Origin of the sequence: Bartonella sp. CL71SXKL (assembly GCF_042194935.1) — a bacterium.
Lineage (GTDB): Bacteria > Pseudomonadota > Alphaproteobacteria > Rhizobiales > Rhizobiaceae > Bartonella.
Genome location: NZ_JBHINI010000001.1, coordinates 295,463 through 310,972 on the forward strand (window position 1 = coordinate 295,463; position 15,510 = coordinate 310,972).

The 15,510-nt window shown below is 38.8% G+C and carries 15 protein-coding genes and 1 pseudogene; 8 read left to right on the plus strand and 8 right to left on the minus strand.

Features of this window, described 5'->3' with window-relative positions:
* Positions 1-67 precede the first annotated feature (67 nt).
* On the plus strand, positions 68-340 hold the full coding sequence (locus ACFILA_RS01125; protein WP_375622119.1) for a BolA family protein: 273 nt from the start codon (positions 68-70) through the stop codon (positions 338-340).
* Between the two features lie 18 nt (positions 341-358).
* On the opposite strand, the gene ACFILA_RS01130 is transcribed toward ACFILA_RS01125, so the two are convergent.
* Positions 359-1,327 (minus strand): tyrosine recombinase XerC, encoded by a 969-nt coding sequence (locus ACFILA_RS01130; RefSeq protein ID WP_273790062.1) that lies wholly within the window; start codon positions 1,325-1,327, stop codon positions 359-361.
* Positions 1,328-1,330: 3 nt separating this feature from the next.
* Positions 1,331-2,152 carry a SapC family protein gene (locus ACFILA_RS01135; protein WP_375630713.1) on the minus strand — a complete coding sequence of 274 codons (822 nt, stop codon included), beginning with the start codon at positions 2,150-2,152 and terminating at the stop codon, positions 1,331-1,333.
* 131 nt (positions 2,153-2,283) lie between these two features.
* Between ACFILA_RS01135 and rimM the strand changes: the two genes are divergently transcribed.
* From rimM to ACFILA_RS01170, 7 genes are all read left to right on the plus strand, one after another.
* Positions 2,284-2,841, plus strand: coding sequence for a ribosome maturation factor RimM (rimM, locus tag ACFILA_RS01140; RefSeq protein ID WP_375660502.1), 558 nt, complete (start codon positions 2,284-2,286; stop codon positions 2,839-2,841).
* Between the two features lie 283 nt (positions 2,842-3,124).
* The gene (gene trmD, locus ACFILA_RS01145; protein WP_273790059.1) at positions 3,125-3,823 is read left to right on the plus strand and encodes a tRNA (guanosine(37)-N1)-methyltransferase TrmD; all 699 of its coding nucleotides are present in this window, start codon (positions 3,125-3,127) and stop codon (positions 3,821-3,823) included.
* A 209-nt stretch (positions 3,824-4,032) separates the two neighbouring features.
* A complete protein-coding gene (rplS, locus tag ACFILA_RS01150; RefSeq protein WP_273790058.1) occupies positions 4,033-4,473 on the plus strand; it encodes a 50S ribosomal protein L19 in 441 nt (146 codons plus the stop codon).
* A 475-nt stretch (positions 4,474-4,948) separates the two neighbouring features.
* Entirely contained in the window at positions 4,949-5,350 is a 402-nt protein-coding gene (sdhC, locus tag ACFILA_RS01155) for a succinate dehydrogenase, cytochrome b556 subunit (protein WP_254492571.1), read from the plus strand.
* Between the two features lie 18 nt (positions 5,351-5,368).
* On the plus strand, positions 5,369-5,755 hold the full coding sequence (gene sdhD / locus ACFILA_RS01160) for a succinate dehydrogenase, hydrophobic membrane anchor protein (protein ID WP_273790057.1): 387 nt from the start codon (positions 5,369-5,371) through the stop codon (positions 5,753-5,755).
* 6 nt (positions 5,756-5,761) lie between these two features.
* Entirely contained in the window at positions 5,762-7,606 is a 1,845-nt protein-coding gene (sdhA, locus tag ACFILA_RS01165; protein ID WP_375660503.1) for a succinate dehydrogenase flavoprotein subunit, read from the plus strand.
* A gap of 14 nt (positions 7,607-7,620) precedes the next feature.
* Positions 7,621-8,400 carry a succinate dehydrogenase iron-sulfur subunit gene (locus tag ACFILA_RS01170; protein WP_273790055.1) on the plus strand — a complete coding sequence of 260 codons (780 nt, stop codon included), beginning with the start codon at positions 7,621-7,623 and terminating at the stop codon, positions 8,398-8,400.
* Between the two features lie 1,659 nt (positions 8,401-10,059).
* Here ACFILA_RS01170 and ACFILA_RS01175 read toward each other — a convergent pair.
* From ACFILA_RS01175 to ACFILA_RS01200, 6 genes and pseudogenes are all read right to left on the minus strand, one after another.
* Complete coding sequence (locus tag ACFILA_RS01175) at positions 10,060-10,182, minus strand: hypothetical protein (protein ID WP_375660504.1); 123 nt, start codon at positions 10,180-10,182, stop codon at positions 10,060-10,062.
* Between the two features lie 1,526 nt (positions 10,183-11,708).
* The gene (gene virB11, locus ACFILA_RS01180) at positions 11,709-12,770 is read right to left on the minus strand and encodes a P-type DNA transfer ATPase VirB11 (RefSeq protein WP_375660505.1); all 1,062 of its coding nucleotides are present in this window, start codon (positions 12,768-12,770) and stop codon (positions 11,709-11,711) included.
* Positions 12,745-13,902, minus strand: a complete 1,158-nt coding sequence (gene virB10, locus ACFILA_RS01185) for a type IV secretion system protein VirB10 (RefSeq protein WP_375660506.1) — start codon at positions 13,900-13,902, stop codon at positions 12,745-12,747. The genes virB11 and virB10 overlap by 26 nt, the downstream gene beginning before the upstream one ends.
* Positions 13,902-14,711, minus strand: coding sequence for a P-type conjugative transfer protein VirB9 (gene virB9, locus ACFILA_RS01190; RefSeq protein WP_273790052.1), 810 nt, complete (start codon positions 14,709-14,711; stop codon positions 13,902-13,904). Before virB9 ends, virB10 begins: the two co-directional genes overlap by 1 nt.
* A gap of 13 nt (positions 14,712-14,724) precedes the next feature.
* Positions 14,725-15,426, minus strand: a complete 702-nt coding sequence (locus ACFILA_RS01195) for a virB8 family protein (RefSeq protein ID WP_273790051.1) — start codon at positions 15,424-15,426, stop codon at positions 14,725-14,727.
* Positions 15,423-15,510, minus strand: a pseudogene (locus ACFILA_RS01200) (TrwH protein); the annotation flags it as partial. The pseudogene ACFILA_RS01200 and the gene ACFILA_RS01195, both read right to left, overlap by 4 nt.

A 15,510-nucleotide genomic window follows, 5' to 3' on the forward strand; every position in this document is an offset into this window, starting at 1 on the left:
TTTTCACACTTATTCTATTATGAAAAAGGTGTATTTTGGCACGTTCATTTTGTTTGAGGAATGAAAAATGTTTATAGAAACAATAATCCAGAGAAAGCTTCAGGATGCTTTTCATCCGCAAAAGCTTGAAGTGATTAACGAAAGTCATCTTCATGAGGGGCATTCTCATAATGAACATGCTTTTGATGGTAAAGGAGAAACACATTTTCGAGTGAAAATTTTATCTTCTTCTTTTTCTAATATGACACGCGTAGAAATACATCGAGCGATTTATAAAGTTTTACAAGAAGAGTTAGCTACTTGTGTCCATGCTTTGGCACTTGAGGTTGAAACACTCTAATTTTTTGATGAGACACTTTTAGGAACGGGGATGGGCCTTTTGATAAATTTTTAACAAATGGTCTGTATCGACATGGGTATAGATTTGTGTGGTGGAAAGACTAGCGTGCCCAAGAAGTTCTTGAATCGTGCGCAAATCTCCCCCCCGTGATAAAAGATGGGTGGCAAAAGAATGGCGCAGTGTATGGGGCGTTGCAGTTTCTGGTAAACCAAGGCTTGCTCGTAAGTTGCGTACAGTTTTCTGAATAATGGCGGGCTGTAGGGGACCGCCTCGTGCCCCGCGAAATATGGGTTGGTTATCCACTAAAGGATATGGGCAACATTTGAGATAATTTTGTACAGCTTCGGAAACAATTTTGATGAGAGGAACAAGGCGTGTTTTTCCACCTTTTCCTGTTATAAATAAACTTGTTTTTTCAGGATCAGAAAATTGTTCTGGTGTGAGGCTTAAGGCTTCTGATATTCGCATTCCACAGCCATAGAGAAGCATGAGGACAGCCGCATTACGAGCGCTAATCCAAGGTTCATTTTCTAGCTGGTTTTCTTGTTTGACTATGTGAAGTGCTGATTTGATCGCTAAAGGTTTTGGGAGCGATCTTGGGTGTTTGGGGCTTCGGATAAGTTGAGCCGCCGGAACATTGACGATTCCTTCACGTGATAGGTACTTGAAAAAAGAACGGATGCCTGCTACTCCGCGGCTTAAAGAACGAGCACTTACATTGTTTGTACGCCGATAAGCAAGATAAGCACGCAAGTCACTGATGCGTAAATGAGCAAGATCTGTAAGGGTTGGTGTATGACTTAAGTGTTGACAGAGAAAAGACAAAAATTGCCGCGTATCACGTTCATAGGCTTGCACTGTTTGTGCTGACATACGACGTGTTTGGGTAAGACACTCTAACCAATTTTTCCTTGCGTTTAAAATTGCATGGTCTGCTGGAATGAGAGGAATATTTTCATCTTTTCTCTTGTCGTTTTTGATAGGCATTATCTAGTTGAGAGTTTCTTTCTTTTTAGATTTTTCATCGTTAGAATGACCATTCTTGTTTTGGGGTTGCTCTTCACGATTGATAAGTTGCTTTTCACCTTTGAGAGAGAGTATTTTCACAAGATTGTGCGTTGACATCAAATGCGCAAAAATTAATCCTAAAAAGCCATTTTTATGAAGTTTGGCAAGTTGGCTTGCTGATAATTTATTCAATTTTTCTTCATCAACAACCCAAAAATGTTCTAATTGAGCTGAGAGACCTTTATCGTTTTTCACATTGATAGATTTTTGGCTTAGAAGATCCATTTCTACAAGAGCATCAATAAACTCAGAGGTTTTTTCCATAGCGATTTTAAAACTTTCAAGAAAACGAATACGTTCTTCCATAAAAGGAGAAATAGAGCCGTCGGAATTAAAAAGTTCTGTTCCTGCAACTTCATTAAACATACCTGACTGTTGATCAAAGCAAACAGAAAGTTCTTTTTCATTGCTAATTTGTGCCAAAACAAAAGGATAGCGACGGACAAAAGCAGGAACATAAGTATTGTTTTTCCAACTTTTATCAGAAGCGATATAGTCATTTTCGTCATTAGAAAGGCCGACAAGAGCTGCGGATGTGTAGTGCCGTTTTTTTTGTTCATCTTCGGCGCACATAAATAAAATAGGATAGTCTAGTGCTGCTTGAAAATATTCAGTACTTGCTAAAGGAACCCAGTGAGTATCCTTGGCAAAAGACATATCACTTGGAGGAGCAAATTTTAGATTTTTATGGGAAACTTTGTTGATTGGCGTGATATCTTTGTAAAATAGCATAATATTTGCCATAAGACTTTCTCCTTTATTAATTTGTTTTTGTTACCAAGAAAGGTCTTTTAGAAGATTGTCTCATATGGCAACAAGATTGAATAGAAAACTATAAGATTGAAGGGTTCATTTTTGAGAGATAATATTTTCGTATGAAGTATAATAAAGAAAAGCTTAAAAATAAAGTCTATCTTGCCATTATTGGTATGCCTCATGGTATAAAAGGAGATGTTTTTGTTAAAATTCTAAGTGCTGAGCCACAGCGTTTTAAGTTTTACAGCACTCTTTATGATGATATGGGGCGTTCTTATGAAATTGTAACTCTTCGCATACAAAAAAATAAGGCGATTGTACGTTTTAAAGGGATAGAAAATCGTAATGCGGCTGAGTCTTTAAAAGGTATTCGCCTTTATGTGACGCGTGATCAATTAATTGATGATTTGATGGAGGATGAGTTTTATCAAGTCGATTTAATAGGCTTGTGTGTCCAAGATTGTGGGGGAAAAATCTTAGGTGAAGTGTGTGGTTTTTTTAATTTCGGGGCTGGTGATTTGCTTGAAATACGTTTGAATACGGGTAAAAGAGTCCTTATTCCCTTTAGTAAGGCGGCGGTACCAGAAATTTGTATGGATTCTGGTTTTCTTGTTGTTGATCCCATGGCAGCTGGTTTAAGTGATGGGGGAGACAATGATAAAAAGGAAATAGCTTGAATCTAAAAATAAAGATGAAGGAAAAAATAACAGATGAATTTCGTCAATAAAAAGTGGAATGTGTGGAAATATTAAAAATACACTTTTGAGCAGATATTGTAAGCACTTTATCTCGAAATAGTTCTGAATTTTTAGAGTCTTTTTTAGTGCAAGTATTTAGAAGGATCGTATTGAATATGGTGCAGATCAAGGAGACCCAGTTTAACGCTATAGCGTTAAATATTTTGTTTGTGCTATTTTTGCTATTAAGAGTCTGTTTAAGAAAATAAGGATGAGAAATAAAATGAAGTTTCAGGCGCGCGTTTTAACCCTTTATCCTGAAATGTTTCCTGGTTTTTTAGGGTATTCTTTAGCAGGGCAAGCTTTAGAGCGCGGAATTTGGTCACTGGAGACGGTACAGATTAGGGATTTTGCTTTAGACAAACACCATAGCGTTGATGATAAACCTGCTGGTGGGGGGGCGGGTATGGTAATGCGGGCGGATGTATTGGCGGCGGCTCTTGATTGTTGTCCACAGGATTCGCCAAGATTGTTGATGAGTCCACGTGGGCGCCCTTTTGACCAAGCTTACGCGCATAGCTTGGCTCGTGATACGGGTGTAACGTTAGTTTGTGGACGTTTTGAAGGGGTTGATGAGCGAGTCATAGAAGCACGAGAATTAGAAGAAGTTTCTATTGGTGATTATATTCTTTCAGGGGGTGAAACAGCCGCATTGGTTATCTTAGATGCTATTATACGTCTTCTGCCTGGAGTGATGGGGAATGCAGCTTCTGCAAGGTGTGAAAGTTTTGAAAATGGCTTGCTGGAACATCCGCAATATACACGCCCTTCTCTTTTCGAAGGGCGGGGTATTCCGCCTGTATTGCTCTCAGGTCATCACAAAGCGATCGCAGATTGGCGTCAAAGCCAAGCCGAATTGTTAACACGTCAACGTCGCCCTGATCTTTATGCGCGTTATGATAAAAATCATCAGAAAACTTGATTCATATGATAAGGTAGTGTATTGCATGGCTCTCTTTTTAGAGAGTTTTTTATAAAAGGTTTTCTGTAGTTCCAAAATTAAAATGAAGGAATGGTGTATTCGCTCCTGTGTAAGACATAGCCTAAAGAGCTCCTTATTCTTAATAAAGGCTTTTTTGGTAAGAGTTGAGCGCTCTGACTGTTCGATAAAGAACATGAAGGATAAAAGAAATGAATATTATCGCACAACTTGAAGCTGAACAATGTGCAAAAATTGAAGAAAAGCGCCAATTTCCAGCCTTTAAGCCAGGAGATACAGTTCGTGTCATGGTGCGTGTGACGGAGGGTACGCGGACGCGTGTTCAGGCTTATGAAGGTGTTTGTATTGCACGTTCAGGCGGTGGGTTGAATGAGACCTTTACAGTGCGCAAGATTTCTTATGGTGAAGGGGTGGAACGGGTGTTTCCTGTTTATTCTCCGTTGATTGAAGGTGTTGAGCTGGTGCGCCGTGGTAAAGTGCGCCGTGCAAAACTCTATTATCTTCGTGGTTTGAGAGGTAAAGCTGCGCGTATCGCTGAAAAGAGAGATTATCGGAAAAAAGCTGAAAAGGTTATTGAGAAAGTAGAAGCAGCATCTGTCAGCACAGATGTTGAAAAGAAAGTTGCTGAGTAAAGATTATATCAGCTAAACTTTATGCAAAAGCGGCTTTTATGCCGCTTATTTGTGTCTTTCGTGATTCGTTTTGCCTTTTAAAAGGCTTGGAGGGGACATAAAAATGTTTAATCTATCAATTTTTTCCTCTTTTTATCCTTAATCATGGGTGCAATTTAAGATACCATTGCATATATCATGGATACTCAAAAGGATAAGTTTAATCTGAAAAAATGCCTGTTTATATTTGAGAAAAGATGTTAGACCTTTGACGTGAAGATAAAATTGTATTAGATTAAAGCAAGTTTTGCGGATCATATCCGTGGAGTAATCGGTTTTTTTATGCGTGACCTTTAATCCGTTATTTGAGACAACCGACCTGTAGTATCGGTATCTTGAGATGCCAAACAAGTGAAAACGAGAGAATATATTTAGTCGTTTTGCGCGAACTTTCTCGTTCATTGCGGTTGCAGTAAAAACCAGGTCAGGATATTTTATGACAGAGACAACTAGGATAAAAGAGCGCCCTCGTTCCCCTCATATAAGTATTTATCGTTGGACAATTACTATGGCTATGTCCATTGCACACCGCATTACGGGTATGGCACTTTATGTTGGAACGGTTTTTCTTGCTGTTTGGTTAATTGCTATTGCGTGCGGGGAGGAGGCATTCAGAACGGTTCACGAGATTTATAGTTCTTGGTTTGGATTGTGTATTTTGTTTCTTTATACTTTGGCAGGGGTTCATCACATGGTTGGTGGTGTTCGCCACATTGTTTGGGATCTGAAACCTTGCCTTTTGGCAAAAGAAAAGGCAACAGTCACTGCTTGGGCGACAGTGTTTATTTCTCTTATTGTTACTTTTGCGATTTGGATTATTGGATATACCGTTGTTTAGCTGGGGGTGAAAAGAGATATGAAAAAAGATTTTCGAACGGAACTTGGAAAAGTACGGGGGCGTGGCAGTGCTCATGAAGGAACAGAGCATTTTTGGCTAGAACGTTTGACAGGGTTTATCAATCTACCACTTTTGATATTTTTTATTGTTCTTATTCTTTCGCTTGTGGGAAAGGACTATAGCATTGTGCGTGCAAGACTTGCACATCCTATTGTTGCTATTTTGATGGGATTGATGACTTTTTCGGTCCTTTATTATATGAAACTTGGTATGCAGGTGGTGATTGAAGATTATATTCCACGTGAAGGTTTCCGGATATTCTTTTTGACGTTAAATATTTTATTTTGTTTTCTCATAGGTGGTATCATTATTTTTTCTCTTTTGAAAATTGCATTAGGGGGTTAAACAAATATGGCGGGTACAGGATCATCTCTGGGCGCTAAAGCAGGTAACGCCCCTTATCGCACTGTAGATCATAAATTTGATGTTGTTGTTGTTGGGGCAGGTGGTGCAGGATTACGTGCAACACTGGGTATGGCGGAACAAGGATTAAAGACAGCTTGTATTACGAAGGTTTTTCCAACGCGCTCACACACGGTTGCAGCACAAGGGGGAATTGCTGCATCGCTTTCAAATATGGGACCTGATAATTGGCAGTGGCATTTATATGATACCGTGAAAGGTTCTGATTGGTTGGGTGATACCGATGCAATGGAATATTTGGTGCGTAATGCTCCTGCTGCTGTGTATGAATTAGAACATTATGGCGTTCCTTTTTCGCGGACGCAAGAAGGCAAAATTTATCAGCGTCCTTTTGGTGGACATACGACACAATTTGGTGAAGGTCCACCTGTTCAGCGTACTTGCGCAGCCGCTGATCGTACAGGCCACGCCATTTTGCATACGCTTTATGGACAAAGCTTAAAGCATAATGCGCAATTTTTTATTGAATATTTTGCACTCGATCTCATCATGACGGATGGGGTTTGTACGGGGGTTGTGGCATGGAATCTCGATGATGGTACAATACATCGTTTTTCTGCTAAAATGGTTGTTCTTGCAACCGGTGGTTATGGACGCGCTTATTTTTCCGCGACATCGGCGCATACCTGTACGGGTGATGGTGGTGGAATGATCGCACGTGCTGGATTGCCTCTTCAGGATATGGAGTTTGTGCAATTCCATCCTACAGGGATTTACGGTTCTGGCTGCTTAATTACAGAAGGAGCTCGTGGTGAAGGAGGTTATTTAATCAACTCCGAAGGTGAACGCTTTATGGAGCGCTATGCACCTTCCTTTAAGGATTTGGCTTCACGTGATTTGGTTTCGCGTTGTATCACACTTGAAATTCGTGAAGGACGTGGTGTTGGACCTAAGAAGGACCATATTCATTTGGTTCTCAACCATATTGATCCTGCAATCTTGCACGAGCGTTTACCGGGAATTTCGGAATCAGCTCGGATTTTTGCAGGTGTGGATGTAACAAAAGAGCCTATCCCCATCTTGCCAACGGTCCATTATAATATGGGTGGGATTCCTACCAATTACTACGGGGAAGTTCTCAATCCAACGGCTGATTCGCCTGATCGTATTCAACCAGGGCTGATGGCGGTAGGAGAAGCAGGATGTGCTTCTGTTCATGGGGCTAATCGCTTGGGGTCAAATTCATTAATTGATCTTGTGGTGTTTGGTCGTGCTGCTGCCATTCGCGCGGGGGAAGTTATTGATCGGAATGCAGAAATTCCACCCCTCAATGAAGAAGCTGTTGACGAAATTATAGCGCGTTTTGATCGTTTACGTTTTGCACAAGGGGTGATACCAACAGCTCTATTGCGTGAAAAAATGCAGCGCACGATGCAAGAAGATGCGGCAGTATTCCGTACAGAAGATTCTTTGCAACAAGGATGTCAGCGGATGAATAAAATCTGGGGGGAATTGTCGGATCTCAAAGTCACAGATCGTTCTCTGATATGGAATTCTGATTTGGTTGAAACATTAGAGCTTGAAAATCTCATGGCGAATGCAATCATGACGGTTCATTCTGCCGAAGCACGTTTAGAAAGCCGTGGCGCTCATGCTCGTGAAGATTATCCAGAGCGTGATGATAAAAACTGGCGTAAACATACGCTTTCACATTTGTCAAAAGAGGGTAAGGTGACATTATCATATCGACCTGTCCATGTGGACCCATTAACATCTGAAGCTGATGGTGGGATCGATTTAAAGCGCATTGCACCTAAAAAACGGGTTTATTAAGGGGAGAATGAAATATGGTACAAATTAAGCTTCCCAAAAACTCTCAAGTAAAACCGGGAAAGGTTTGGCCTAAACCTGAAGGTGCTACAAAGCTGACGGAATTTCACGTGTATCGTTGGTCGCCTGATGATGAGGAAAATCCTCATTTAGATACTTATTATGTGGATCGTTCTGCTTGTGGTCCTATGATTCTTGATGGGCTTTTGTTTATTAAAAACCACATTGATCCAACTTTGACACTTCGTCGATCTTGCCGTGAAGGCATCTGTGGTTCATGTGCGATGAATATTGATGGAACCAATACATTGGCTTGTACCAAAGGTATGGATGATGTAAAACACCCCATTAAAGTCTATCCTTTGCCTTCCATGCCGGTTGTTAAAGATTTGGTTCCTGACTTGAATCGCTTTTATGCGCAACACCGAGTTATTGAGCCTTGGTTACAAACAGTTTCTCCTGAACCTGCAAAAGAATGGTTACAAAGTCACTCCGATCGCCAAAAAATCGATGGTCTTTATGAGTGTATTTTGTGTGCGTGTTGTCAGACTTCATGTCCAAGTTATTGGTGGAACGGTGATCGTTATTTGGGTCCCGCTGTTTTGCTTCAAGCTTATCGCTGGATTGCGGATTCACGTGATGAGATGTGTGGTGAACGTCTTGATAATTTAGAAGATCCTTTCCGCCTTTATCGTTGCCATACGATTATGAATTGTGCGCAAACTTGTCCAAAGGGACTAAATCCAGCGAAAGCGATTGCTGAAATTAAAAAACTCATGGTTGAACGCCGCCTTTGAAAATTTACTGATTGATGAAAATAAAGCGCAAGGTGGAAAATTGTATCTCCTTTTAGCAATTAAATCTCTAAAAGAAGATCGGCTGCTTATGGGGGCGCAGTAGCTATAATCATTCTAAAAGTGAAGTAATCCCTAAAAAGTTAAGCAATTCTTGCAATGGCTGAGCAGAAAACTCATAGTTGAATATTATCTTTGAAAACTGACCTTTTAACGAACAGTAAAAAGAAAAATAGAAAATTGTGCGTGTTTTTTGTGCCTCTTTGAGGCTTAATCTCTAAAAATTTATTGGCTTCTATGAGGCGGTTAGCATAGTTACTATTGCCTTTAAAAAGGCAATAGTCTTTTGGGTAGACTATACTTTAAATAGCGTTCTATGTAAAAACAATAAAATAAATATGCTATGTGTTTTTATTTTTATTAAATTATTATCATAATTTATATTTTGATGCAGATTCAATTAATCATTTTTTATAAAAAATGATAACTCTGTATAAATATAGAACAAAAAATAAATGCTGATACAAATATTAAACGCATGTAAATTATTTAAATGAAATACACAGGAGTGATTATTATGATAGTTCGTCATTTTACGACACATTTATTATAATATCGAAAACATTGCTAATATTCATGGATTAGGAATTTTTGATAAAAGCATTATATATAAAGGTCATATTTTTTATTTTAAAGATTTTATTGTTAATCGCATTAAAAAACAAAATTTATAGTTCTCAAAATGGAGAACGTAAAATCCCTCTCTTTTGTGTAGAGATAATCATACAGTTAAGGGGGCTGTAATTTAAAACTATTGTAACGTCATAGATTTAAATTCATTAAAGAGAAAATAAGACGTTTTTAAAAAATATCAAATTTATAGTTTTTTCCAAAAATTTAGAAAACGCTAGTGAGAATTCTAAGAACACGTGTTGCGAATGTGGAATAGGGATGTTTATAGGTTCGTTTGAGTTGAATGAATTCAATCATCAAAGAAAACATGTTGTGTTTTTATGAGTTTCATAGGTTTTGATTTTATATGTTTTTATCTATAAAAAATAGAGGTTTCTAGGTTTAGGTCTCATTTATTATGTTAGGGGATTTCATTTTTTCTTGTATATATGCTGAAGAAAGTTATTTAAGCAGTAAAAGTGTTTTTTATTTTATTTTTTAGCATAAAAGATATTTCTTAACATGAAAGAGAGGTGTCCAAGTATTAACGGTATAATCGGTCATTGTTTTGATATTTATTCTGTTGTGCTGTAAAACACTATCTTATTTAGGATGTGGTAATTAAAGTGGTTAGAAGGTGAAATCTGCTAGGCGAGGAGGCGGATAATTTGCAGATCAGTGCGTGTAAAAAGCTTCGCCCTTTGAGGTGTGATAGGTGGAGTCTGTTAGCCAATTACGTAAACTAGAGCGAAATCTACGTGGATAGGTTTTCAGACTAATCTCTCTTATATATTGTGATAGGAAACCCACATTAATAAGGACCACGACCGGTTGCAGAAAAAAGAAATCATTGCGAAAAAACAAGCACGCTTGTTTGAAAATTTTTAATGCTTCTGATCATAAGGGTATGCTGAAATCTCCTGTAGTATTACGCAGACCTTTTATATTCTCAAGCCAAGAATTGTCCATATATCCCCTTCAATCTGATTTTCACGAATTGATGCAAGGGATGGTAGAAACCTCTGTAAGAATAAGCAGACGCAAAGCCAGTTGTATCATTATTGTTGCTTTGCAGAGTGTTTGATAAAAATCTGGAACATTTCTCCAATTCATTGCCTGTTCATTAATGACTTTATGGCGTTGTTTTTCTAAAAAAGCTTTTGCTGTTGCAGCTTTTACTTACCAGATGGGAATTAAGAGTATTACGTATCTCTCGTTGGCGTAATCTTTGAAATCGGTATACAGCCTCCTAATTTGAGGAGAATATGAAGCTGTAAAGGTGCAAACCAGTTTCTATTTTGCCGTCATTTTTTAGTTCAGTTTTATGACTTTCAAAAGTATCTAGAGTAATGTCTTTTAAATAATAGAGATTATGCGTTGCTTCACGCTTTTGTTTCTCTCGTTTTTTAATAAGATCACAATCCTTATACAAAACAGAACGCCCCAACCCAAATACACCTGGCTTGTCAATTTATGCGCTTGTTTTAAAGAAACCTTTCTTTAAGGAGCCCCAGCTCATTTCGCGACAGTGCTCGTGGATGGTATAATGGTAAAGCTCCGATGAATAATATAAAATTTATAGAGCATCTCCATTTTTACACTTCATAAAAGAGCAAGTTGGGTGCCATTAGACACTTTGCAAACTCCCAATGTTGCGACAGTTTTTGGCATTGTGGATGGTTTATAAAAGGTATTTTTAGTGCTTTTTTGTACAGTTTCATTCTATACGGCTTTATTCGCTTGTAATGTGCAAGAGCATGGTTTTGGTTAATAGACAGCTTTGAAATGAGAGAATCTTACGGTACTAAGATCTTTTATCCAACACGCAAAATAATGAACACTCTTTATAAATCAATGTGACGTGGCTTAAGAAGAGGGATTGTATATCTGTGCTTTTAGGAATTTTTGCTTTTTGAGGTGCAGAGAAGAGAGCAGGAATATTCAGAGAGTAGAGCTTACCTGTGTAGTCTATGGATATCCTCTTTAGGATGGGGACATAAGCCACGTGATATGGTTAGCAAAGCTTGCTTAAGAGAAATTTAGTTGTTTACGAACAGCCGTAGGTTAAGAATCTTTCTTCGTCCGAAGAAGACGTCGATATGCCACTATACTTTTTATTACCAAATAGAATGTGGTTTATGGATGCTAAATCGAAATGATAGTTTATTTCGTATGAGGTTTTCCGTATCTGGAGATTGTTTGGTGAAAAAACATATTTATTAATCACTTGAAAATAGCGCTTAGAATTTTTAAACGATAAGTTTTGGTCTTGATGACGATAATTATTTATTATGATTGAAAGGACCTGTTTTACGAAGCTTTCATTGATATGCGAATCAAAATTTCTTCTTTTCTTTTGTTGAAATATTTATTTTATAGCTATTTTTTTGCATTAAACATACTTTTTCAAAAGATAAATGGGAAGAATGATCAAAGGTAAGAGAATAGAGAGAGCCTTATGTATAATTTGGTTTTCTCGTAGAGTTGTTGTCTATTAACTTTTTTCTTCTTTTATTCATGAAGAGTGTAGAAGATCCATTGGAAAAGAAAAGAGAATAGGAAAAGTTAAATAAATAGCCGTAACAACTAGTTACGGCTATTGTTTGTTTGTATCATCTTACCGAGAGAGGAAGCTTCCCTTAAGCGATTTTTGATTTAGCAAAAATTGGGTCGTAAAAGACTTCAGAGAGTTTTCTATCTTTAAAGAACAACACTACGTCAACTGTTGTATAGAGAACGATTTTTATCATTTCTAACTCGAGTTGCCGGCCAACTTCTGATCTTTTAATCAAGGTGGCACATCGTTCAAATGTCTGCAAAGCGCTGTTGGCATGCGTCGTTGTAATCGATCCGGGATGGCCAGTGTTGAGCGAATTGAGATATTCCCATGCTTCATTGCCTCGCAATTCAGCGAGAAAAATTCGGTCGGGCGACTGACGCATACACGCATCTAGACACTCTTCAGCTGAAACACGGCCTACATTGTTACCATAAATCATATGTACATGATTGGGATGATTGGGTAGAAAAAGCTCATGAACATCTTCAATTGTGATAATACGCTCCTCTACAGGAACCTTTTCAATTAAAGAGCGGGCAAATGTTGTTTTACCAGATCCTGTTTTACCTGCAATAATAATGTTGCGTTTGTGAAGGACGCATTCTTGTAAAAATTCAAGAATTTTTCCATCACGTTTATGTTGCAAAAGTTGAACTTCAAATGGTTCCAACCGTGTGAAGTCCTGCTTCGATAACAAGTTATTGGCTTCTTTTGCTGAAGGCTTATTAAAACTTACATCAGAAAAATCGTCAAATGCCCCTTCTTCTTTGAGTTCTTCTAACGTCTTAACTATAAGAGAATGTTTACGAATTACAAAGGAAAGAGCACCATCAACAACAGCTGGTGTTTGTATAATTGTACCACGTTGTCCACCAGGCAAGAGCACATAATTAATACTTCTGGGAGCCATACCGTTATAAACGATAATAGCTGTAATAAGCGTTTGCAAAAAAGTGGTTGTTAACTCTGGTACGCTATGTACTTGCCAACCCTTAAAGCTTTTCGTCCATACTTCATAGGGGCGGCAAATCGATAATTCAGTGATCGTGGGATCTTCTAAGAAACAATCAAGCGGTTGCAGAAGCTGAAAAACTGCTTGATCTTTCTGTATCGGGTTAACGTGTGACGAGACTGTAGACATTGCTGAAATCCAGATCACGAGCAACAAAAATATTTACTCGTTCGCCTTGGTTTTTGTAAAGTGTTGGTGTGATATTGATGGAATTTTGAAGAACATCGATTGCTATAGATTCAGCATTCTGAGCATCTTTATTTTGTGAATTCTCTTTATTTTCTTTGCTGCTTTTATTAACTTTTCCTCTTACCCATTCTCCTAAATCACCGATAATGCTTACCATAATTGCACTACCAAATCTCTCCCAAAAATGTCTGTCAACCCAGCCACCAATACCCGCTTCACCCAGAGGACCTGTGCCTGGTGAGTCAAGATTGACAACAACACCAGAAGGCGTTTCGATGCGTAACCATTGCACAAACACGCGCGTTTGTCCTTGTTGTATGCCACTTTGGTAAAAACCAACGACTTTAGAACCACGGTCAAGCAAAACAACACGTCCACTTGTGGAATAAATATCGCGTGTTAAATAGCACGTCGTCATTCCGGGTTGTGATGTAATGATCTTTGTTTCTAACGTACAATCTATTTGCGTTCCTTGTGTAATCAAAAAGTCACGGTTACGAAGTTGCATCGCATGTGATTGACCTAAACGCACGGGCTGAAGGTTATCAAATAATACGCCACTACCTCTATCATTATTCGATGCTTTATTATTCGTATCTGTAGATCCTTCGCTACCACCGTTGTTAAGGCTAGAACTGAGCATACGTTTGCGTGCTAATTCTTCAGAATCTTGGAGCATATGTGGAGGAATGGCTGTTTGAAGAAGCTTACTCAAGGCCGGTGGAATATCTAGGTTTGAATCTTCTATTTGTGTTGATTTTTCTGCTTCTTCTACAGTCTTTGGCTCTTCTATAATCCGAGGGACGTAGTTTGGTATAATTTGCTGTACTATTTGTTGTGGTTTTTCTTCCTCAACTTCCACGGTATTACGCATTGTAAAAGCTTTCCAAGTCAATGCAATCGGTATCGTTACTATGACAATAAGTCCTACCACTAACAATGCACGGGTACCTGGAATTATCGGACGACGTTCAGAACCTAGTTCGGACCCTCCATAGGCACCTTCAATATGTTTTTGCTCGACGTTGTCCAGTTTTGTACCTTTTCCCTCTCCTTCCTTATTGTCAAACATCATTTTCCTCCTTTATTGATACGATAAACCACCGAAGATACTGTCCCTGTTGTGTTTGGTACGCCGCCATTGGGGTCATAGGCTTCATTAAAAACAGCTAGAGCGCGTTTACCAAGCCGTATGAGCCATTTAGGATTGACCTTATGAACGGCGATAATATCATTAGAACTGCCGATAACGGTGCGTGGTATTAAGCTTTCATTGCCTTCAGCATCTACGACATAAATCGATGGCATATCCATGTTAGCGGGAAATTTGAAATAAGTAATGCGCCCATTGTCCCAAGCATTTATCGGAGCAATATCTTGGTGACCGCTCATGGTATAACTGAGATTATAGCCGTTGACGCTTTGGTGAAAACCACGTTCAATCGCAAGGCGTCGATTGTTTTCTTCTGACTTTTCATCGTTTGAATCGGGATAATGGAAAGCCAATTCATAAGTTGATCCCGCACGGTCATTCCGAAACTGTAGTCGGAATTTGTAACTCCGTTTGTCAGTTACAACGATGAGATTGGTATTGGCAAGCTCTGCTTTTGGTTTAATAAAAATATGCCGCCCTTTATGAGCAAAGGCATAGGCTTCAGAATCGCCAAAGGCATGAGTTATATACTGTTCACCTTCTTCAAGAATAATATGTGTTGCCACACCAAGAACTGTTTCAATTTGAACCACATCGGCTTCGTTATATGTTATATAGCGAATGCGGTGATCATATTGTGAATTTGATGGACTTTTGAGCGCCTGCACAGGTACCGTATAAAGAGAAGAAAACGAAGACAATAGAACAACGAACGCAAGTTTTTTCATAACAATCAATTCCTTAATCATTCAACAGTATTTCTGGGTCAGAACGGTAACTTGTTACTTGAAAACCAAGGGGGTTAAGCAATCGATCAGATGATTTCATGGGTGCACCGATATAGGTGTAACCAATTGTTGCAATCTGGTGCTGCTTTGGTCCAGTAGCAGCACCGTTGCTGTCAAGTTGCTGAGTCGTAAAACGTACAGTTGCTTGACCGAGTCCATTAGGCTGGATTGATCGTACTTTAACTGTGATACGTGCTTTGTTGGAAAGCACTTTGTCCCGTGCATTTTCTCCATCATAGATTTTATAATATTCTTGTTGAACAGATGCCGCACTTAAAAGTGCTGTTGTGTCATAGTTCAGTTGAATGGTATCGTAGTCGTAAGTTTCGCGGTTAAGCACATATTGGTTTAGCCAATACCTATCTACAACTTCACCATAGCTTTCTTCGTGTTCACGCATGATTGAGATAACATCAACTGCACCCGTCGTATTATCAACGCGCAATACTAAGGGAGTTGGAGCTGGTTGAGAAAATCCAACAACTCCACATATCATACCGAATAAGCCAAAAAGACCCACAGTACTCGCGACACGCCATGCCGTTCTGCGCGACCTTATAAATTCATTGATAAGATCACGTTCTAAGCCACGGCTTTCTTCGTAATAACTTCTAAGTTGTTCGGCTTTCACTGGTTTTGCTTGTTTTGTTTTCATCTGTCTCCTCGCTTGATTTCGGCAGGGATTGTTTTATTAATAGGCACCCGGTTCCTATCATTTGGCTGTTTTAGCTTTGGTGCT